The sequence below is a fragment of the Ochrobactrum soli genome, assembly GCF_003664555.1.
Taxonomy (GTDB): domain Bacteria; phylum Pseudomonadota; class Alphaproteobacteria; order Rhizobiales; family Rhizobiaceae; genus Brucella; species Brucella teleogrylli.
This window is the reverse complement of sequence record NZ_RCHH01000003.1, coordinates 763,905-782,280: the sequence shown is the minus strand read 5'-3', so window position 1 is coordinate 782,280 and position 18,376 is coordinate 763,905. Positions and strand designations below refer to the sequence as shown.

Sequence of the window (18,376 nt, the reverse complement as noted above, 5' to 3'; positions counted from 1 at the left end):
CTTCACTGCCTGTTCAACATTGACGGAAGCTGTTGTCAATGCGGTGCATTGGCTCCAAACTAGGTAAATGATCGAACTTATCCGCACCAACGATTCCGTCCTTTTGTCTTTCGCCGAAGCCTTGATGAAGGAAGCGGGAATAGCTTATTTCATCGCAGACACCAATATGAGCATTATCGAGGGGTCGTTAGGCGTACTGCCGCGCCGTCTTCTGGTCAGTGAGGATCAGCTGGACGAAGCGCGGCAAATCCTGATCGATGCCGAGATTGAACACGAACTGCGCGATCAATGACCCTGACGACCGAAGACGAGATTGAAGAAACGCTGGATGTCTTTCATCGCGGCGCTTTTCATCTCGTGCAACCGGCAATGAAAGGGCATCGCTCCGGCGTCGATGCGATGATCCTTGCAAGCGCGGTGCCGGACGGCTTTGCCGGACGCCTCGCCGATCTTGGCAGCGGTGCGGGTGCAGCCGGGCTTGCGGTTGCGGCCCGATGCGCGGCAAGCCGCATTACCCTTGTCGAACGCTCTGGCCTGATGGTCGGCTTTGCCAGAAAGACCATCGCGCATCCCCTGAATACAGCTCTGGCAGACCGCCTCGCGATTGTGGAAGCGGATGTGGCGCTGACCGGAAAAGCGCGTGTTGCGGCAGGTCTTGCCGATAACAGCTTCGATTTCGCCATCATGAACCCGCCTTTCAACGAAGCGGCGGACCGGCGCACGCCCGATCCGCTCAAGGCGGAAGCGCATGTCATGCCCGAAGGCATGTTCGAACAATGGGTGCGCACGGCGGCGGCCATCGTCCGGCCGGGCGGCGGCATCGCCATCATAGCGCGACCGGGCTCGATTGCGCTCATTCTGGAAGCGCTCACCGGGCGCTTCGGCGGCTTGCGCATCGTGCCGGTGCACCCCCGCGGTGACGCAGCGGCAATCCGTATCGTCGTCACCGGCACGCGGGGCAGCCGCGCCGGTCTCTCGTTCATGCCGCCACTCGTCCTGCATGGCGACAGCGGCAACGGTTTCACACCCCGCGCCAATGCCATCAACAACGGCCAGACCGCGCTTCTTTGATCCGGGGAGAATAAACCGTGCTGCTTATCGTCGGAACCGTTCGGCTGCCTGCTGCGAAGTTGAATGAGGCGCGCCCTGTCATGCAGCAAATGATCGAAGCCAGCCGCGCCGAGGCTGGCTGCATCGACTATTCCTATGCCGCCGACATTCTCGATCCGGGTCTTATCCATGTAAAAGAGCTGTGGCTGGACCGGGCTTCGCTGGACAAACATTTTGCCTCCGGGCACATTGCCGCCTGGCGTTCGACATGGCCGACACTCGGCATCACCGACCGCGATCTTGTGCTCTACGAAGTGGATGCGCCGCAAAGCACCTAACAGTTTCTTTAAGGAGACCGATGAACCACAGTCCAAATTCCGCTCGCCCCGTATCTCTCATGCGACGCTTTCTGGATAGCGAGGTTGCCGGTGGCCTGGTGCTGATGGCAGCGGCAGCGCTTGCGCTCATCGTGGCCAACTCACCCTTCTCGCAAATCTATTTCGATGCGCTTCACGTCTATATGGGCCCATTGAGCCTTGCGCACTGGATCAATGATGCGCTGATGGCGGTGTTTTTCCTGCTCGTCGGGCTGGAGATCAAACGCGAATTCATCGACGGGCAGCTTGCAAGCTGGCCAAACCGGATGCTACCGGGCATTGCCGCAGCAGGCGGCGTGATCCTGCCTGCGATCATCTTCGCGTCGCTGAATTTTCACGATGCCGAAAAAGTGCGGGGCTGGGCGGTGCCTTCCGCAACCGATATCGCCTTTGCGCTCGGGGTCCTGTCGCTGCTCGGCTCACGCGTACCGTCGAGCCTCAAGGTTTTTCTGGCGACGCTCGCCATTCTCGATGATCTGGCCGCCGTCGTCATCATCGCCATTTTCTACACAGCCGAAATCTCGATGCCCTATCTGGGCGGGGCTTTCATAACTGCGATTGCGCTTTTCGCGATGAACCGCATGGGCGTGATGAAGCTGCTGCCCTATCTGATCGGTGGCGCAATTTTGTGGTTCTTCGTGCTCAATTCCGGCGTTCACGCCACCGTCGCCGGTGTGGTGACAGCGCTGATGGTGCCGCTGAAACCTGCGCCCGGCAAACCGGATGACATGACGTCACCGCTGCACATCCTCGAACATGCGCTGGCAAAACCGGTCGCCTTCCTCATCGTGCCGATCTTCGGCTTTGCCAATGCGGGCATTTCCTTTGCCGGGCTCGATGCCTCGGTGATGGGCGACACGCTGACACTCGGCATTCTGCTCGGGCTTTTTGTTGGCAAGCAGCTTGGCGTGTTCGGCGCAGCCTGGCTCGCCATCAAGACCGGCCTTGCGCAAAAGCCGATGGGCGCCAGCTGGGCGCAGCTTTATGGCGTCGCCATATTGTGCGGCATCGGCTTTACCATGAGCATTTTCATCGGGCTTTTGTCCTTCCCGTCCGATCTCATGCAGACCGAAACGAAAATTGGCGTTCTGGCCGGTTCGGCGCTCTCGGCCATATTCGGCTACGGACTGTTGCGGATCGTGGCAAAACCCGCGAAAAAATGATCCTACTCACCCTCCGAAGATATAAATTTTCGGAGGGTTTTCTTTGTGTTTCCCAGATTGGTTCCTACATTGGCAACCAACAGTTGATCCAGTTTGGAGTTTGCCTTGCCCGGTTTATTGACGCGCCTTGTTCCGCGCCGCTTTCGCAATGCCGCAATTGAAATTCCCGTCGTGCGCCTGCATGGCGCCATCATGAGTGGGGGTTCAGCGCTGCGCCCGTCGCTATCGCTGGCATCGACCGCCGCCGTGCTGGAAAAGGCTTTCAGCAACAAGCATGCGCCAGCCGTGGCGATTTCGCTCAATTCTCCCGGCGGTTCACCGGTGCAGTCGCGCCTGATCTATCGCCGCATTCGCGATCTCGCCTCCGAACACCAGAAAAAGGTTTTCATCTTCGTTGAGGATGTGGCCGCATCCGGCGGTTATATGATTGCCCTGGCCGGTGACGAGATCATCGCAGACCCCTCCTCCATCGTCGGCTCCATCGGCGTGGTGTCCGCGTCATTCGGTTTTCCGGAATTGCTGAAGAAAATCGGCGTGGAGCGGCGCGTCTATACCGCCGGCAGCAACAAGGTCACGCTTGATCCGTTCCAGCCGGAAAAGAAGGCCGACATCGAACGGCTGAAATCGCTGCAACTCGAAATCCACGACACCTTCATCGAAATGGTCAAGGAACGGCGTGGCAACAAGCTTGTCGAGGAATCCGACCTGTTCACCGGCCTGTTCTGGACCGGCACGACAGCCTTGCAGCTCGGCCTCATCGACGGGCTGGGCGACATGCGCAGTTTCCTGCGCAAGACCTATGGCGACAAGGTGGAGCTCCAGCTGATCCAGCCCCAGCGCGGACTGCTTGGCCGCAAGGTTCCGGGCGTCGGCATGGCGCTTTCATCGGCGTTTTCCGGCTTGGAACCGGCGGAAATTGCCGCCCATCTCGGCGACGGCCTGCTCTCCGTTGCTGAAGAAAAAGCGCTTTGGGGACGCTATGGTCTTTGAAACATCACGGTTTCTCGTGATAAGATGTCAGAAATGACAGGGTGCGATAAGCGCGCGCCCAACACGACACATAAGGAATTTGGTCATGCCACAGCTCATTTTTCTGCTGCTGATCATCATCGCCGCCTGGTATGGCTACCGCTCGTTCAAGCGTGAAGCCACACGCGTGTCGCAGCGCGTTCGTCAGGCCGAGAAGGAAGCGCAGAACCGTGCCAACGGCACGCTGGTGCAGGACCCGAAAACCGGCGAATATTACGTCAAGAAAGACTGATCCGCTTAAACCCCGATGACCGACACCCTGTTGCGCGCCCGGCCTGCTGACAGCCGGTCTGTTACCCGTCTTGCCCCTGCGAAAATCAACCTCGCGCTGCACGTCACCGGACGGCGCGACGATGGCTATCATCTGCTCGACATGCTGGTGGTCTTTGCGCACTATGGCGATACGATAACGGTTGCCGATGCTCCGGAAGACCGGTTTACGGTCAGCGGGCCTTTCGCCTCGGCGGTTCCCCTCGATGGCGGCAATCTGGTGCTCAAGGCGCGCGATGCATTGCGCGCGCATTCCGGGCGCGATCTGCCGCCCGTTGCCATTCATCTTGAAAAAAACCTGCCCATAGCATCGGGTATTGGCGGCGGCTCCAGCGATGCGGCGGCCACATTGCTTGCCCTCAACACGCTCTGGAACCTCCAATTCGATTTCGACCGGCTCGCCGCGCTCGGTCTGGCGCTTGGCGCTGATCTGCCCATGTGCCTGCATGGTGCGGCGCATGGCACGCCGCTGACGGCGCGCGGCATTGGCGAAGACCTTGCACCTGTTACGGGCCTTCCGGCCCTGCCCCTGCTGCTCGTCAATGACGGCACGGCGCTTGCCACGCCCGATGTGTTTCGCGCCCTCGACAAGCGGAACAATCCCGCCTTGCTGCCGCCCGACCAGAATGAACTCGGCGCGCTCTGCCATTACCTTGGCACGACGCGCAATGATCTCCTGTCGCCAGCCCTGGCGCTTGCTCCGCAAATCGGCGACAAGCTTGCGCTGCTACGGGCGGGCGATGCGCTATACGCCCAGATGTCCGGTTCCGGCGCGACCTGTTTTGCAATCTTCGCCGACGAAGACGCCCTGCAAAAGGCCGCAGCCCGCATGAGAGCCGAAAAGCCGGACTGGTTTGTCATCGCGACCGGCACAGCTGCATCGTAACCCTCACACAGCTGTAACCCGCCTCCTCCGATATTGATTCTGCCTGCTTTGCGCTTGCGTGCAGCCCGCAGAAATCCATTCTCCTTCGATAGTCAGTAACACCCTATTCAAAAGCCAGCTATTGTTCACTCTTATTGGACAATAAACACGGACACTCTGTTCGCGATTTATGAACAAAAAGCGTCATATAACAGTCACGTGATTGCTGGTATATCAATCAAACTGTTGATTTTACGTATATATTTTTCCTATTTTCGATTGTTTCCAAATATTAACGAGCACGAATGTGTGATTAACAAAACATTTTCGTGACTGGAACTTTTGCCCATTGTCACCCATTTCAGCTGCATCGGAACGACGAAAAGAAACGCCGCTCCAGTTTCCAAGGAGATAGGAAATGAAAAAGATTGTTCTTGCTGCTGCTGCCCTCGCCCTGAGCGCCGGCGCTGCCTTCGCTGAAAACCCATATGTTGGCGAACCTGCAGACCTCTATGCAAATGACCGCACCCCGGTTGTTTCGCAGACTGTTGACCACACCGCAACCGCAACCATCCAGTCTGGTTCGGCCTATCAGGACGGTTCTGCACATCGTTTTGGCGACGCTTCGCCTTCGAGCTACCAGAACTAATCAGGCCTACGCCTGACTGCATAACGGGCGTCGCGCTGAAAACGCCGCTGACGCCCGCCCTGCCGGAATCCTCCCAAGCAATCCCGGCGATTGATTTCCCCTCCCTGATGGATGGCATTTCGGCCACCCGGGACGCCCCGGACAGAACCCAGTGATTGGGTGTCGTTCGTGCGGCAAACGAAAAGGAATATGAAAATGAAAACGTTTGCTCTTGCTGCTGCCGCCCTTGCCCTTAGCGCCGGTGCTGCCTTCGCAGAAAACCCACATGTTGGCGAACCTGCAGACCTTTATGCAAACGACCGCACCCCGGTTGCTTCGCAGACCGTTGACCACACCGCAACTGCGACGATCCAGTCGGGTTCGGCCTATCAGGACGGTTCCGCGCATCGTTTTGGCGACGCTTCGCCTTCGAGCTACCAGAACTAATCAGGCCAAAGCCTGCTGCATAACGGGCGTCGCGTTCGAACGCTGACGCCCAAGGCCGGGCCTCAAACGATCCGGCTTCAACAGTTATCTCCCCGAAGGATGGTGCCTGAGCCACCCGGGTGCCCTTACTTGCTTCCCGATTGGTTCGGGTGCCATCCGAAGGGCGATCTTCAAAGGAATATGAAAATGAAAAAGCTTGCTCTTGCTGCCGTTGCCGTTGCCCTTAGCGCCGGTGCTGCTTTCGCAGAAAACCCGCATGTCGGCGAACCGGCCGACCTCTATGCAAACGACCGCACCCCGGTTGCTTCTCAGACCGTTGACCACACCGCAACCGCGACGATCCAGTCGGGTTCGACCTATCAGGACGGTTCTGCACATCGTTTTGGCGACGCTTCGCCTTCGAGCTACCAGAACTAATCAAGATAGAAGCGAAAGCTGCTATCTTACAAAAAGGCGAAGCTCCTGCTTCGCCTTTTGCTGTTTAGAGCCTGAATCAAAAAGCGGCACGTGTGTGCGAAAATGGTGATTTTCGAGTACCGGAGCGGGGCGTACTCAAAGTACGTGAGCACCGGAACGCAGAAGATTGCCATTTGCAGCCACACAGGACGACTTTTGGAACAGGCTCTTAGGGACCGCTTCAATCCTGCGTGGGCGGATGAATGCCATGCTTGAGCCGCACTGGCTTCATCTGACGCGGAAGCCCAGCAAAAGCCATCCCGTCCAAAATCAGAGGCTTGATCATATCCAGCCGAACCAGAAGCCCGGCATCGAGCGTCGGCCCCTTGCCGAACACTGCCGCCTTCAACCCGCCAAGCCCGCGCTCCCCGGCCAGCGTGAACCGCGCCGGATCACTTGTGCCTTCCATATGGCGACGCGCAACTTCTTCCCATCCATCCTGCGGAATAGCGCCCGGCGCGAGAACCAGAACCCAGGGCGTGCGGATCTCGCTTAACGCCGCCGCCTTATCCGCGCCATCGCTGAACGAACATCCGGCGCCAATCGCCACCAGTGCGGTTTCATCCGACGAGCCTTTGTCGATCACCAGAACGCGACGAACAAGCCCCTCCACCACCGCTGGCACAAGCGCCGACAATGTGTGGGTCAGAGGCTTTTCGGAATTCTGCGTTTCTATAATCACGGACAGCATGCGCGCTTCTTATATCAACAGCGCGTGAACGGAAAGCGGAACGAACTATGTTCTTGATTTGTTCTTACTCTTCGGATAGGAATAGATTCATCAGACAGAGTCGGACAATTACCAGAAGCGTTGCCGCATGCAAGCCGTCAGAGGCTTTGCCGGACATGCTTTGAAGCTCCGCAGGGAGATGAAGGTGGCAGCTATCCAGCACGCAGATATCATCAAGCAGGCAGACATGGCCGCATTCGGCACTGGCCGTGCGGAGCATGCCAACGCGCTTGTCGGCGAAGCGGGGCTGCGGATCGATCACAGCCGTCGGCGTGGACGCGGTGCGGGCATTAATCCGACGGGACGCTTTGAGCCGACCACGCGCGAGGATTTCGACGACGGCTGGACGACGCTGGAAGAGCTGCCCGCTTTTAACACCGATGTGCAGGTGGAAAAGCCGCGCACGATCATCACCCGCAACGATTCTCCCGATATCAGCTTCGACCGTTCGATCAATCCTTATCGCGGTTGCGAGCATGGCTGCATCTATTGTTTCGCCCGCCCGAGCCATAGCTATATGGGGCTGTCGGCTGGTCTCGATTTCGAATCCCGCCTGTTCGCCAAGCCGGACGCGCCGCGCCTTCTGGAACGCGAACTGGCGAAGGCTGGCTATCAGCCCAAGACGATTGCCATCGGCACCAATACCGATCCATACCAGCCGATCGAGAAGAAATGGCGCATCATGCGCGAAATTCTCGAAGTGTTGGAAGCGGCCAACCACCCCGTCGGCATCGTAACGAAATCGGCGCTTGTGGTGCGCGATATCGACATTTTGAGCCGCATGGCTGAAAAGGGTCTCGCCAAGGTCGCGCTATCGGTGACGACGCTGGACGCGCATCTGGCCCGCACGATGGAGCCGCGCGCTTCGACGCCGAGCCTGCGCCTTCAGGCAATCCGCAAGCTGACCGATGCAGGTATTCCGGCTTCGGTCATGATGGGACCTGTCATTCCGGGTATCAACGATCACGAGATCGAGCGCATTCTCGACGCGGCTTATGCGCAAGGAGCGCGCGAGGCTGGCTATGTACTGCTGCGCCTGCCGCTGGAAGTAGCGCCCTTGTTCAAGGATTGGCTGCTGCGCAATTATCCCGACCGTTACCGGCATGTGATGTCGCTGGTGCGCTCGATGCGCGACGGCAAGGACTACGATGCCGAATGGGGCAAGCGGATGCGCGGCACCGGCCCTTATGCCTGGCAGATCGGCCGCCGGTTTGAAATCGCCGCCCGCAAGTTCGGCTTCAACAGCCAGCGCAAACACCTGCGTACCGATCTGTTCGAACCCGTCCAGAAAGGCGGCAAGCAGTTGTCATTGTTTTGATGGCCACACCCAATACAGATTAACACACTATCTATTTCCGCCTGTCCCGTCAGGCGGATCGGGTCCTGCTTCCCGCCACCATTCCTCTTGGCAGGACCTTGCGGAGAATCGGAGGCAATGCGAAAATCGCCGCCTCATGAAAAGCACGGCTTCTGATTCTCCTCTTCTATTCGACATCCCACTCGTGCCCGACTTCTCTGAAGAAGCGAGGCTGCTGGCGCGTGGGCTTCGCCATATTGTCGGCATCGATGAAGCGGGGCGCGGGCCTCTCGCCGGGCCGGTCGTAGCTGCTGCCGTGCTGCTGGACGCAAGCGACGTTCCCGACGGGCTAGACGATTCCAAACGTCTCAATGCAGCCAAGCGCGATGCGCTCTATGAGACTATTCTGGCGAAGGCCATAAGCGTCTCTGTTGCAAGTCTCAGCGCCCGCAGCATCGATGTCAGCGATATTCGGAAAGCTGCTTTGGAAGCCATGCGTCGCGCCGTACACGGGCTGATCTTACAGCCATGCCACGCATTGATTGATGGGCGCGATGTACCGCCCGGCCTGCCCTGCCCCGGTTCCGCCCTCGTGAAGGGCGATCAGCGCTCCGTGTCGATTGCTGCGGCTTCCATCGTCGCCAAAGTGACGCGGGATCGCATGATGGAGCGCGCAGGCAGCGTTCACACGATCTACGGCATGGAAGTGCATGCAGGCTATGCAACCGCCCGCCACCGCGCCGCCATTGAAAGCGACGGCCCCATCCCCGGCCTGCACCGTTACACTTTCGCACCGATCAAGGGACGCTTTGAGCCTCACACTTAAGCGCATCGTGTAGATGCGAAACGCCTGAACGGAAATCAGTCCGCAGGAATGAGCCCTTATCCGGCTCGGTCCGAAAAGATGCGAGCGCAAAACCGGAAGCTGCACCGATCGAATCCTGGTGGATTTATCAGGCGCCACTGGCGGCGATCAACCAGATCGCGCCGGTTATGTCATCCATCGCCCCCGGTAGCTCCATTCTTTTCGAATACTCGGCATGTCCCTGAATGGCTCATCCATTCCACTGGTATGCACCGCCGAATTGGCGCACCCTCTCCGAGGCCTTATTAAAACAAAAATGCCGCCCTTTCAGGCGGCATTTCAAAACTCAAAAGGTCGCGAGAACCTTAGTTCATGTTCGACTTGACCTGAACCAGTGCGTCCTTGAACAGACCGCCGGAAACCTTGGTGTCAACCTTGTCGGCGACAAGCTTGCCAGCGGCGGCAACGGCGAGATCGACAGCCGAAGCGCGGACGGCATTGATAGCGTCTACTTCAGCGGTTGCGATCTTCTGTTCAGCCAGCTTGTTACGGCGGGCCACATATTCTTCAGTCGCACGCTTGGCGTCTTCGAGAAGAGCCTTGGCTTCGCGTTCAGCAGCGGCGACGATATCGCCTGCTTCCTTTTCGGCTTCCTTGCGCTTGCGATGGTATTCGGCCAGAAGCTGCTGTGCTTCTTCGCGCAGCGTACGGGCTTCTTCCAGTTCCTTCTTGATGTGATCGGCACGCTCATCGAGCGAACGACCAACCATGGCCGGAACTTTCAGATAGGCGAGGATCGCCAGGAAGATGATGAGGCCAACAAGTGCCCAAAATGTAGCGTCCATTGTCCTCTCCTCAGGCGTTCACGGCCTTGACAGCGGCTGTTACCGAAGCCTTGTCGGCCTTGGTGCCCAGAAGCTGTTCGACGATTTCAGCCGTGGTTTCCTCGGCGATGGTGCCGACGTCGCTCATGGCCTTGGCCTTGATCGCAGCAATACGCTCTTCGGCGTCCTTGAGCTTGCCTTCCAGCGCAGCTTCGGCAGCAGCGCGTTCGGCGTCTGCTTCGCCCTTGCCTTTTTCGCGAGCAGCTTCTGCAATGGAAGCGGCCTTGGTGCGGGCCTGGGCCAGTTCCTGCTCATAAGCAACGATGGCGTTATCGGCATCCTGCTTGAGACGGGCAGCCTGCTCGAGATCCTGGGCGATACGGTCACGACGGGTTTCGATCACGCCGCCAATGCGCGGCAGAACCACGCGCGACATGAACAGATAGAAAAGACCGAAAGTGATCGCCAGCCACAGAAGCTGCGAGGCGTAGTGGGTGGAATCGAACGGAGGGAATACGCCGCTGCCGTGTCCGGCATCCTGCGCGACCCCGGTTTCGGTGTGCACAGCATCAGCTGCGCCGTGCTCACCAGCAGCTGGTGCCGGTTGCGATTCGGTGGCGGTTTGGGCAAACGCCGTGGACACGAACATCCAGATTTCCCCTTAAATCGAGCATGATCTGATCCGAAAACCGGTTCCCGTCTTCCGGGATCATGCCTACTCGAACGTCATATGCAAAGGCCAGCCGCGCTGCATTTCAAGATACAGATCGCGGCAGGCCAGACTCTTGAACCGTTTATTAGACGGCGAAGAGGAGCAGAAGCGCGATGAGCAGCGAGAAGATGCCCAGAGCTTCCGTAACGGCGAAACCGAACACCAGACGGCCGAACTGGCTGTCAGCAGCGGACGGGTTGCGCAGAGCGCCGGAGAGGTATTGGCCGAAGATGTTGCCGAGGCCGAGAGCCGTACCGGCCATACCGAAACAGGCGAGACCGGCGCCGATGTACTTTGCTGCTTCCGCTTCCATGTTAAGCTCCTTCTGGATTGAAATATAAGCGCGGATTTCAGTTCTGGCGGTCGCCCGCCGGTTTGAACTCAGTGTCCCGGATGTACTGCGTCGTTGATGTACATGCAGGTGAGAACGGTAAACACGTAGGCCTGGAGGAAGGCTACGAGGAATTCGAGTGCGGTGATCGCAACCGTCATGATGAGCGGCAGCACCGCGCCACCGACGCCGATGGGCCCAAGAGCGGCCAGCGAAACAACAAAGCCGGCAAAAACCTTGAGCGTGATGTGGCCTGCAAGCATGTTCGCAAAAAGACGAACCGAGAGGCTGATCGGACGCGACAGGAACGAGATGATTTCAATGGCGACAACCAGCGGCACGATGATGCCGGGAACACCGCTCGGCACGAACAGCTTGAGGAAGCCGAAACCGTGCTTGAAGAAACCGTAGACGATGACCGTACCGATGACCAGGCACGCGAGAGCGAACGTCACGATGATCTGGCTGGTGACAGTGTAGAAATACGGGAAGAGACCGATGAAATTCGCGACCAGCACGAACATGAACAGCGAGAAGACGAAGGGGAAGAACTTCATACCCTTCGAACCAGCCGAATCCCGCAGGCTTGTCGCCACGAATTCGTAGGCCATTTCCGAAACCGACTGCAGACGGGTCGGGATAAGACCGCGGCCCGACGATGTCAGATAAAGGAAGCCCGAAGCGACCACGACGGTTGCGACCATGAAAGCCGAAACATTCGTGAACGACAGGTCAACGCCGCCTACATCGATGGGAATCCACCGAGAAATCTGGAACTGATGGATCGGATCGTTCGCCACCTTAACCTCGTCTGTCTTCCCTGCCCGAAGGCGATTTGGCCTGCCCGAAGGCGATTTAGTCTGCCCTGAGGCGACTTGGTCTACCCGAAGGCGTTTCAGTCTCGGGGCCCGACATGCATCCGGCCCGCTTATCACTTACACTTGAACGAACTTTACCGTAAAGTCCGCCAAGTCTTATTTCCTGTCACTCTTTTCCGCGTTAGTCTTAATGCCGCCTTGATCGGCGACATAACCTACGGAACGAAGCACATTGAGGACACCCGCTGCGAAGCCCAGTAGGAGAAATACGATCAATCCCCAAGGCGACGTGCCGGCGACACGATCGATGAACCAGCCAAGCACCGCACCCACCACGATCCCAGCGATAAACTCGCTGGAAAGCTTCATGGCCTGCGCGACCGAACTTGCCGTCTCCGACCGCTCCTCCTCGGAAGCTGGCTTCTTGAACATGCCCTTCTTGACCAATTCGGCCTCAAGACGGTTCAAACGCTGATCCAGCTCCCCGGAAGCAGGTTGCCCTTGCCCATCCTTGACAGCACCGGATGGCTTTTCGGGCTCAATTCCCCGTGCCATTGGCAGCTCCTTTTTTCAAGAAAGGCAGGTTCAAAACCCCATTTCCAAGTTGCGCGCAACATATTGACACCCCGCCCGCTAGTCAAGGCGGTGAAGCCACTGCTCCAGAAGGTTTTTTATTCATAAAAAACAATTGGATAGCTAATGGTGCGACTCATTTTCCGCCCAAAGTCCAAGAATGTGGCGCGAATCCTTCACTTTTTCGTTGCCACTATCCCCAGCGTATCGCAGCCGGAGCGGCTCCAGCGCCAATGAAACGCGGGCCCTGCTTCAGCCATCCGGTTTCCGCCGCGATCAACGATCAAACTTGCCCTGGATTCGCGTGAGAGCGCACTGCGCCAAGTGCTTGCTGTCGAGCAGTGAAACACAGACAGGGAAAGCTGGGTCAAGAACGGGCGCAACGCAACAGGCGGAAGAGGTTGCCCTCTCCCGCCTGTTTGTTTTCATAATGACAGTTTCGCTAAACGGCACGTCGAAGCCGATCTGCCGTCGGCTCTAACGCTTCATGCCAAGCAGAACCGTTCCTTGCCCGGCAAAGCTTAAAACTTGCCAGAAAGGCCGATGATCGCGCCGAAGGCCGTATCCTTGTTGACCGTGCGGTTTACATAAGGCGTCACGCCGATGCTGACGGCATCGCTGAACGCATAGGAAACCGTGGTCGACAGGCTGCCGCGTGTATGCGCCGCATCGGAATCGAACTTGAACGAGCCGATATAGTCGGCGCTGGCGATTACGCTCGGGTCCTTGTGCGACAAATCCTGCTCGATCTCGGCATTGACGGACCAGTTGACCTTGTCGGTCAGCGCCATGCCGTAATTGAGACCGAGATAGGCCGTGGTGCGCTGTGACTTCACATCCGAATAGGTGAATGGGAAATGAGCGCCGGATTCGGTATAGCCGTCCATTTTCAGGTCGGTATAGTCCAAGCCGCCGTAATAACCGAACGATGCCTTGTTGCCGAGATCAAACGACTGCCCTGCTTCCAGCTGTACGCCCCAACCATTGACGGTGCTGTCACCGCTGCCCGGTTCGGTATAGCCCAGCACCTGACGCGTCCGCTCGACATCATAGCGATTGATCGCAGCCGAACCACGCATATACCAGGTTCCGCTCTGGGTCCGGTCTTTCCACTGCGCATAGATACCGCCGCCGAGATTATTGTTGGTGCGGTCGAAATTGTCCGGCATGTCCTGCCAGAACGTATGGGCAATGGTTGCGCCTGCCGAGAAATTATCGGTGAAGGCGTGACCGAGCGTCATCCAGCCGAGCACATCCTTGCTGTCGCCTGCGCGGCCAACGTCGGAATAGATGCCGTACCAGCTTTCGCCACCCCGCGCCATGCCGAGACCGGCGCCGGAGAAGTCGTTGAAGCCCTGACCGCTGCTGCTGCCGCCCATCAGCCGGCCAACAATGGCGCCTTGCGAGCCGACGACCGAGAAGGTGTCATTGGCAAGTGCGGCAACCGTCTGCACCGTATTGGTGACATCGATGCCGACAGGCGTGGGCGTTGGTTCCGGTGCTGGTGTCGGCTTCCCATTCGCGTTCGGGTCCGGATCAGGGGTCGGAGTGGGGTTCGGCTTAGGATCGGGCGGCGTTACCGTCACGAGTTTCCAGAGCGCGGTATGTGGAACAGTATCGGCGCCATAAGAGTAACCGACGATCACAGTCCCATCAGCAGAGACGCCGCTCGTATAGGAAGCCTTGCCCCCCAAAGTCCCAAGGTCTGTCGGCGATGTCGCACCGCCAATCCAAACCACGGCGTGGATTGCATCGCTCTCATTCGTCGCATGGCCAACGATAACCCCCCATTCGCTGAAACGGCAGTTGCGTCAGAAGCCTTGCCCCCTAAAGTGCCCAGATCGGTCGGTGTTGTCTCTTGATTATACCACGCTACGGCATGGGTATCAGCTGTTGATGAATACGTTGCCCCCCCGATGATGACACTGCCATCAGCGGACACAGTACGGGCAAAAGAGCTCGATCCGCCATTCAAAACGCCCAGATTCACCGGATTCGCGTTTTTGCCGTACCACGCCACGGCGCGCAAATCTCCACCAGCCAGGTTCGACTGTCCAACAATTACGGTTCCATCGGCAGACAAGCCGCGTGCGCTGGAGTTACCACCCAAAGTCCCAAGATCCACCGCATGCGAATCTATGTCGTACCATGCCGCAGCATGGTTATGTGTCGCATCCAAATCTGCCGAACCGACAATCACCGATCCATCGTGGGAAACGGCAGCCGCGGCGGAAGTAGCGCCACCCAATGTTCCAAGATCAAGGATCGAATAGGCACCGTTAACACGCGACCAAAGAACGGCATGACCGTTGTTCAAAGCACCATTACTGTTCGAGGATCCGACAATCGTCGTTCCGTCGGCCGAAATTGCATGGGCGACCGCCGTACTATTGGCATCGAGAGCGTCAAGACCAGTTGGCGTCGACGTTTCATTCAACCACACCAGAGGGCGCTGCACACCTTGGGCGTCGACCGTGCCGCCAAAAATAACCTTCCCGTCAGCAGACGCACCATTCGCAGAAAACGGACGACCTGCGTCCAAAGCCAAATTTTGGAGGACAGTCAGTTTTCCAGTTTTGCTATCCCAGACTGAAGCAGTAGTAGCGCCGCCAGTCGTATCTGCAACGTACCCAAAAATCACACTGCCGTCAGCAGAAACGCCTTGGGCAACAGACCTAACCCAGCCAGCCCCCTCAACCAAAATGGGTGCAGGGTTAGGATCAAGCTCCAGCTGCTGCGCCATCGCAATATGTGCAACGCCTAATAAAGAAGATGTACCAATAAGCAAATACGCCAAATTCTTATTTAAAACTTTCATTACCCCTCACACATCAAAAAAGATGAACAAACTCCGATGATTCCTATCTTATATTTATTTTAAAGTATCATGTCTATATTACAAAATATTCATATATACACTAATAAAGTTAAATATGAAGTAACTTTATCTATATATTATTTTACATCTAATTTAGATAATAAGAATAGCTACGCGCAGGCGGGCCGGATCGACACGCCAGACATTTATTCGCGCATATTTTATGAAATCGAAGCCGCAGCAAGCTCTGCTAAAGCGGGCCTTTGCGGGTGGATACCGGATAGATCAAAGCTGTATCAGTGGGCAGTCCAGCGGGCTTGCCGCCGCGGGCTTCACACTTTTGCTGGAAATGCTTTCTTCCCTACGCTTTTCCGAACGCAAAGTCGCTTCGCAATTTTTGCTGGAAATGCTTGTCAGCTCCACCCGCCGCCATAGGTGCGGTAGAACACATGAAGGCCGATCTTGGTCAGCTTCTTCATGGTGGGTGCCCAGAAGGGCTTCACATAGGTTGCATGATAATGCGTGGCCGAGCCCACTTCCGGCAGCCATATCTGACCGGACGACACCGTCTTCGCCACCTGCTGCGCCATGCGCCATTGCGGCATCTCGGTAACACGATGTTTCTGCCCGTCGCAGGCAAAGGAGAACTGGCAGGCATTCAGCCAATCGCGGTTCTGATAGACCACCCCGCAAATGGTGCCCGGATAGGCCGGGTTGCGCACGCGGTTGAGCACGACCTGCGCCACAGCCACCTGCCCTTTGACCGTTTCGCCACGCGCCTCGTAATAAACGGCTTCGGCGAGGCACTTCTGTTCGCCCTTGCTAAATGCCGAAGGCGGCAACGGAGTTGCCGCCCAGTCGTGATCTTCCTGTCCGATGGGCGGGACGAAACGCCCCTCGCTCGGGTCTGGTTTCAGGATACTCTCAAAGGGTGATGTTTTTCCATAATCAGGCGCAGACGGTGCATAACCCAGGGCCAGCACATCCGGCTGGTCATTGTTGATCAGCTTGGCCAGTTGCACCGGCATTTCTGCGCGCGGCTTTGGCGGCTTCACGGCATGGAAGGCCATGGTGATGTCGATTTCCTTGCCTTCAAGCTTGCTGGAAAAGGCCATCTTGGTGTCGGTCTTTTCCGGCGGGCGGGTGATCATGCTGATCTTGTCGAACATGCTGCCCGCGGTGAACGCCTTGGCGGGCGCCTTTGGCTGCACCGAGACCAGACGGCCCGTCTTGTCGGCGCGGTTGATGCGGTTTTCGTCCGGGTTGGGATCATCCGGGCCGAGCTTCGCGGTCTTCTTGCCGCCCGAAAGCGCTACACGACCGATGCCCGGCACTTCGATGCCGTTGGTGGCGATGCTGCCGGTGACGGTCGTTGCATCGACAAAGGGCATTTCCGCCTGATGCACCGAACCAACGGGAGCCTTGGCGACAAAAGCCGTCCAGCGATGCGTGCCGAGATCAGCAGACGGCACGAGGCTCGCCATATCCTGAAAGGCAATCGCATTGGAATTGAAGAGATAGGCGAAGGCTGTGAGGACCAGCGGGATCAGACGCTGCGGCCTGCGGGCGATGTGACGCGGTTTCGCGCGCACGGCATAATAGCGACCATCCTCCGGGCAATAGCCCGTGACAGGATAATGCCATACCGGCTCGGCAACGGCCTTCCGTCGGCCAAACAGCGCTCGTATCGACACAAGACGCACCGCACACTCCACTCACACAGACTTCAGTTCTCGCGCACAGGTTCCGAAGCCGTTTCACGCTTTTCGGGATGTGCTTAACGAAGCCGATAATGGAGTATTAACCTTGATGGATCGTTAACGATGTCTTGTTTACCCTTTGAAAATATTGATTAATTTTGAATTAACACTGTCCGCCCAACGATTGTTTTCATTGCGTTTTTGAGTGGCAATGGTCAAAACGGTATGGCAGGGATAAAAGCCCTTTGGCAAAAAATGCCTGCATAAGATTACCGACAGGAACCAGCGAACGTCATTGGCACGTGATATTCAAACAGAGGCAGAATGGACTTTTTCCAAATGTTTGCGGCTGGCCTTATCAGCATAGTTGGATGTTATGCTGCTTCAGCGGAAGTCATGAACCTCAGAGTGACCAGCTCATCCATGATGCCCACTTTTGGTCCGGGGGATGTGGTCGCCACCACCAGCTATGCGTCGACCGAAACCATGGAACGGGGCGATCTCGTTGCCTACAAGGTCCACTATATATCGAAAAGCTTGTTGGGCGGCCCCGGCCAGCTTGTGGATACGGTATTCCTCGGGCGGATCATAGGCTTGCCTGGAGAAACAATCGAGATCGAGGACGGGATACCAATTATCAATGGTGAACCGCTTAAGATGACACCAATTTCATCGACTCTCGATGGGGGGTGCCCCGAAGAGACAGAATCCAGCACTTATTATCAATGTCGTTTCGTGCGGGAAACAACACCGAAAGGCAAAAGCTATATACTGCTGGACATGGTCAATAATAGTTTCGGTGATAATATCGACGCAAAGACACTCGCGGATAATGAATACTATATTATGGGGGACAATCGGGACAACGCGAATGACAGCCGCTTTCCATCGGTCGGCCTTGTTCTCAAGGACCAAATAAAAGGTAAGATTCGCATGTTTTCCGCATCGGTCCGCAAGCCGGATCGTCAGTGGCGACTGGATGGCTTTCCGGGATTTAAGTAAGCTCTATCAAGCGCACTCGACAGCAATCGTTCGGAGGGGAATGATGAACGCAATCTTCAAGACGGCCTGCATCAATGGTTTCATTGCAATGGCGTTTCTGGCATCGCCGGGGAGCGCCTTCGCCAAATCGCCCTGCGACGGGGTTACCACGAGCCTGACCAAGCAACAGCGGTCCGATTACTCGGCCCTGATTGCCAAAAGCCTTCGCAAGAAGGTGAAGCCAACTGCGGTCAAAATCGACAGTTTCATGCAAAGCGGTGAATGGGCAGTCGTTTATGCCGATGTTCCGGTCGCCGACCCCGGCTATTTCTTCTTCGACCTTTCAGGCAAGACACCGCAGCTTAAAGACGTCTGGGGCGGCATGGCCGACAGGAGTGAAGTGCCGGATCTGGTCAAATGGGCCAAAAAGCTTGGCGCGAATGGAAAGATCGCCAGCTGTTTTGCCGATACGGCAACTGCATCCTAAAGCGCTTGTCAGAAC

General features: G+C 57.2%; 23 protein-coding genes. 14 read left to right on the top strand and 9 right to left on the bottom strand.

Annotation, left to right across the window (positions count from 1 at the left end; translation table 11 throughout):
- Nucleotides 1-67 precede the first annotated feature (67 nt).
- The 10 genes from D8666_RS09070 (at nucleotide 68) to D8666_RS09030 (ending at nucleotide 6,246) form a co-directional block, all read left to right on the top strand.
- Nucleotides 68-292, top strand: coding sequence for a putative signal transducing protein (locus tag D8666_RS09070; protein WP_109368435.1), 225 nt, complete (start codon nucleotides 68-70; stop codon nucleotides 290-292).
- Complete coding sequence (locus D8666_RS09065; RefSeq protein ID WP_109368434.1) at nucleotides 289-1,071, top strand: tRNA1(Val) (adenine(37)-N6)-methyltransferase; 783 nt, start codon at nucleotides 289-291, stop codon at nucleotides 1,069-1,071. Before D8666_RS09070 ends, D8666_RS09065 begins: the two co-directional genes overlap by 4 nt.
- A 17-nt stretch (nucleotides 1,072-1,088) precedes the next feature.
- On the top strand, nucleotides 1,089-1,388 hold the full coding sequence (locus tag D8666_RS09060; RefSeq protein WP_109368433.1) for a putative quinol monooxygenase: 300 nt from the start codon (nucleotides 1,089-1,091) through the stop codon (nucleotides 1,386-1,388).
- A 20-nt stretch (nucleotides 1,389-1,408) separates the two neighbouring features.
- On the top strand, nucleotides 1,409-2,590 hold the full coding sequence (gene nhaA, locus D8666_RS24450; protein ID WP_171316575.1) for a Na+/H+ antiporter NhaA: 1,182 nt from the start codon (nucleotides 1,409-1,411) through the stop codon (nucleotides 2,588-2,590).
- 105 nt (nucleotides 2,591-2,695) lie between these two features.
- Nucleotides 2,696-3,580, top strand: a complete 885-nt coding sequence (locus D8666_RS24445; protein ID WP_171316579.1) for a S49 family peptidase — start codon at nucleotides 2,696-2,698, stop codon at nucleotides 3,578-3,580.
- A gap of 85 nt (nucleotides 3,581-3,665) precedes the next feature.
- On the top strand, nucleotides 3,666-3,851 hold the full coding sequence (locus D8666_RS09050; protein WP_109368432.1) for a hypothetical protein: 186 nt from the start codon (nucleotides 3,666-3,668) through the stop codon (nucleotides 3,849-3,851).
- A gap of 15 nt (nucleotides 3,852-3,866) precedes the next feature.
- The gene (locus tag D8666_RS09045; protein WP_109368431.1) at nucleotides 3,867-4,775 is read left to right on the top strand and encodes a 4-(cytidine 5'-diphospho)-2-C-methyl-D-erythritol kinase; all 909 of its coding nucleotides are present in this window, start codon (nucleotides 3,867-3,869) and stop codon (nucleotides 4,773-4,775) included.
- A gap of 397 nt (nucleotides 4,776-5,172) precedes the next feature.
- Nucleotides 5,173-5,403, top strand: a complete 231-nt coding sequence (locus D8666_RS09040; protein ID WP_109368430.1) for a hypothetical protein — start codon at nucleotides 5,173-5,175, stop codon at nucleotides 5,401-5,403.
- A 195-nt stretch (nucleotides 5,404-5,598) separates the two neighbouring features.
- The gene (locus tag D8666_RS09035; protein WP_109368429.1) at nucleotides 5,599-5,829 is read left to right on the top strand and encodes a hypothetical protein; all 231 of its coding nucleotides are present in this window, start codon (nucleotides 5,599-5,601) and stop codon (nucleotides 5,827-5,829) included.
- Between the two features lie 186 nt (nucleotides 5,830-6,015).
- Entirely contained in the window at nucleotides 6,016-6,246 is a 231-nt protein-coding gene (locus tag D8666_RS09030) for a hypothetical protein (RefSeq protein ID WP_109368428.1), read from the top strand.
- A 220-nt stretch (nucleotides 6,247-6,466) separates the two neighbouring features.
- Here D8666_RS09030 and D8666_RS09025 read toward each other — a convergent pair whose 3' ends face one another.
- Nucleotides 6,467-6,976: a glycosyl transferase gene (locus D8666_RS09025; RefSeq protein ID WP_109368427.1), complete on the bottom strand. Its 510-nt coding sequence runs from the start codon at nucleotides 6,974-6,976 to the stop codon at nucleotides 6,467-6,469.
- Nucleotides 6,977-7,160: 184 nt separating this feature from the next.
- Between D8666_RS09025 and D8666_RS09020 the strand changes: the two genes are divergently transcribed.
- Nucleotides 7,161-8,333, top strand: a complete 1,173-nt coding sequence (locus D8666_RS09020; RefSeq protein WP_209445964.1) for a PA0069 family radical SAM protein — start codon at nucleotides 7,161-7,163, stop codon at nucleotides 8,331-8,333.
- A gap of 136 nt (nucleotides 8,334-8,469) precedes the next feature.
- Nucleotides 8,470-9,138 (top strand): ribonuclease HII, encoded by a 669-nt coding sequence (gene rnhB / locus D8666_RS09015; RefSeq protein ID WP_109368425.1) that lies wholly within the window; start codon nucleotides 8,470-8,472, stop codon nucleotides 9,136-9,138.
- Nucleotides 9,139-9,482: 344 nt separating this feature from the next.
- Here rnhB and D8666_RS09010 read toward each other — a convergent pair whose 3' ends face one another.
- From D8666_RS09010 to D8666_RS08975, 8 genes are all read right to left on the bottom strand, one after another.
- Nucleotides 9,483-9,962, bottom strand: coding sequence for a F0F1 ATP synthase subunit B (locus D8666_RS09010; RefSeq protein WP_109368424.1), 480 nt, complete (start codon nucleotides 9,960-9,962; stop codon nucleotides 9,483-9,485).
- A 10-nt stretch (nucleotides 9,963-9,972) separates the two neighbouring features.
- On the bottom strand, nucleotides 9,973-10,590 hold the full coding sequence (locus tag D8666_RS09005) for a F0F1 ATP synthase subunit B (RefSeq protein WP_109368423.1): 618 nt from the start codon (nucleotides 10,588-10,590) through the stop codon (nucleotides 9,973-9,975).
- A 148-nt stretch (nucleotides 10,591-10,738) separates the two neighbouring features.
- The gene (locus tag D8666_RS09000; RefSeq protein WP_002963544.1) at nucleotides 10,739-10,966 is read right to left on the bottom strand and encodes a F0F1 ATP synthase subunit C; all 228 of its coding nucleotides are present in this window, start codon (nucleotides 10,964-10,966) and stop codon (nucleotides 10,739-10,741) included.
- 68 nt (nucleotides 10,967-11,034) lie between these two features.
- Nucleotides 11,035-11,784 (bottom strand): F0F1 ATP synthase subunit A, encoded by a 750-nt coding sequence (locus tag D8666_RS08995; RefSeq protein WP_109368422.1) that lies wholly within the window; start codon nucleotides 11,782-11,784, stop codon nucleotides 11,035-11,037.
- Nucleotides 11,785-11,958: 174 nt separating this feature from the next.
- Entirely contained in the window at nucleotides 11,959-12,357 is a 399-nt protein-coding gene (locus D8666_RS08990; protein WP_109368421.1) for an AtpZ/AtpI family protein, read from the bottom strand.
- 539 nt (nucleotides 12,358-12,896) lie between these two features.
- Nucleotides 12,897-14,114, bottom strand: coding sequence for an autotransporter outer membrane beta-barrel domain-containing protein (locus D8666_RS24580; protein ID WP_124915182.1), 1,218 nt, complete (start codon nucleotides 14,112-14,114; stop codon nucleotides 12,897-12,899).
- A complete protein-coding gene (locus D8666_RS08980) occupies nucleotides 14,018-15,193 on the bottom strand; it encodes a hypothetical protein (protein ID WP_109368419.1) in 1,176 nt (391 codons plus the stop codon). Before D8666_RS08980 ends, D8666_RS24580 begins: the two co-directional genes overlap by 97 nt.
- Nucleotides 15,194-15,606: 413 nt before the next feature.
- Complete coding sequence (locus D8666_RS08975) at nucleotides 15,607-16,896, bottom strand: cell wall hydrolase (RefSeq protein ID WP_109368418.1); 1,290 nt, start codon at nucleotides 16,894-16,896, stop codon at nucleotides 15,607-15,609.
- A 321-nt stretch (nucleotides 16,897-17,217) separates the two neighbouring features.
- On the opposite strand from D8666_RS08975, the gene lepB reads away from it, so the two are divergent.
- The gene (gene lepB / locus D8666_RS08970) at nucleotides 17,218-17,895 is read left to right on the top strand and encodes a signal peptidase I (protein WP_121537328.1); all 678 of its coding nucleotides are present in this window, start codon (nucleotides 17,218-17,220) and stop codon (nucleotides 17,893-17,895) included.
- Between the two features lie 40 nt (nucleotides 17,896-17,935).
- Complete coding sequence (locus tag D8666_RS08965) at nucleotides 17,936-18,361, top strand: hypothetical protein (RefSeq protein ID WP_235858907.1); 426 nt, start codon at nucleotides 17,936-17,938, stop codon at nucleotides 18,359-18,361.
- The last annotated feature ends 15 nt before the right edge of the window (nucleotides 18,362-18,376 follow it).

Bases quoted from the DNA above. Each gene is read 5' to 3' on its own strand.
- D8666_RS08990 (WP_109368421.1), bottom strand. From the start codon at position 12,357: ATGGCACGGGGAATTGAGCCCGAAAAGCCATCCGGTGCTGTCAAGGAT.
- D8666_RS09005 (WP_109368423.1), bottom strand. From the start codon at position 10,590: ATGTTCGTGTCCACGGCGTTTGCCCAAACCGCCACCGAATCGCAACCG.
- D8666_RS09030 (WP_109368428.1), top strand. From the start codon at position 6,016: ATGAAAAAGCTTGCTCTTGCTGCCGTTGCCGTTGCCCTTAGCGCCGGT.
- D8666_RS09000 (WP_002963544.1), bottom strand. From the start codon at position 10,966: ATGGAAGCGGAAGCAGCAAAGTACATCGGCGCCGGTCTCGCCTGTTTC.
- lepB (WP_121537328.1), top strand. From the start codon at position 17,218: ATGGACTTTTTCCAAATGTTTGCGGCTGGCCTTATCAGCATAGTTGGA.
- D8666_RS09010 (WP_109368424.1), bottom strand. From the start codon at position 9,962: ATGGACGCTACATTTTGGGCACTTGTTGGCCTCATCATCTTCCTGGCG.
- D8666_RS08965 (WP_235858907.1), top strand. From the start codon at position 17,936: ATGATGAACGCAATCTTCAAGACGGCCTGCATCAATGGTTTCATTGCA.
- D8666_RS09050 (WP_109368432.1), top strand. From the start codon at position 3,666: ATGCCACAGCTCATTTTTCTGCTGCTGATCATCATCGCCGCCTGGTAT.
- nhaA (WP_171316575.1), top strand. From the start codon at position 1,409: ATGAACCACAGTCCAAATTCCGCTCGCCCCGTATCTCTCATGCGACGC.
- D8666_RS09065 (WP_109368434.1), top strand. From the start codon at position 289: ATGACCCTGACGACCGAAGACGAGATTGAAGAAACGCTGGATGTCTTT.
- D8666_RS09035 (WP_109368429.1), top strand. From the start codon at position 5,599: ATGAAAACGTTTGCTCTTGCTGCTGCCGCCCTTGCCCTTAGCGCCGGT.
- D8666_RS08980 (WP_109368419.1), bottom strand. From the start codon at position 15,193: ATGAAAGTTTTAAATAAGAATTTGGCGTATTTGCTTATTGGTACATCT.
- D8666_RS09040 (WP_109368430.1), top strand. From the start codon at position 5,173: ATGAAAAAGATTGTTCTTGCTGCTGCTGCCCTCGCCCTGAGCGCCGGC.
- D8666_RS09045 (WP_109368431.1), top strand. From the start codon at position 3,867: ATGACCGACACCCTGTTGCGCGCCCGGCCTGCTGACAGCCGGTCTGTT.
- D8666_RS09070 (WP_109368435.1), top strand. From the start codon at position 68: ATGATCGAACTTATCCGCACCAACGATTCCGTCCTTTTGTCTTTCGCC.
- D8666_RS09025 (WP_109368427.1), bottom strand. From the start codon at position 6,976: ATGCTGTCCGTGATTATAGAAACGCAGAATTCCGAAAAGCCTCTGACC.
- rnhB (WP_109368425.1), top strand. From the start codon at position 8,470: ATGAAAAGCACGGCTTCTGATTCTCCTCTTCTATTCGACATCCCACTC.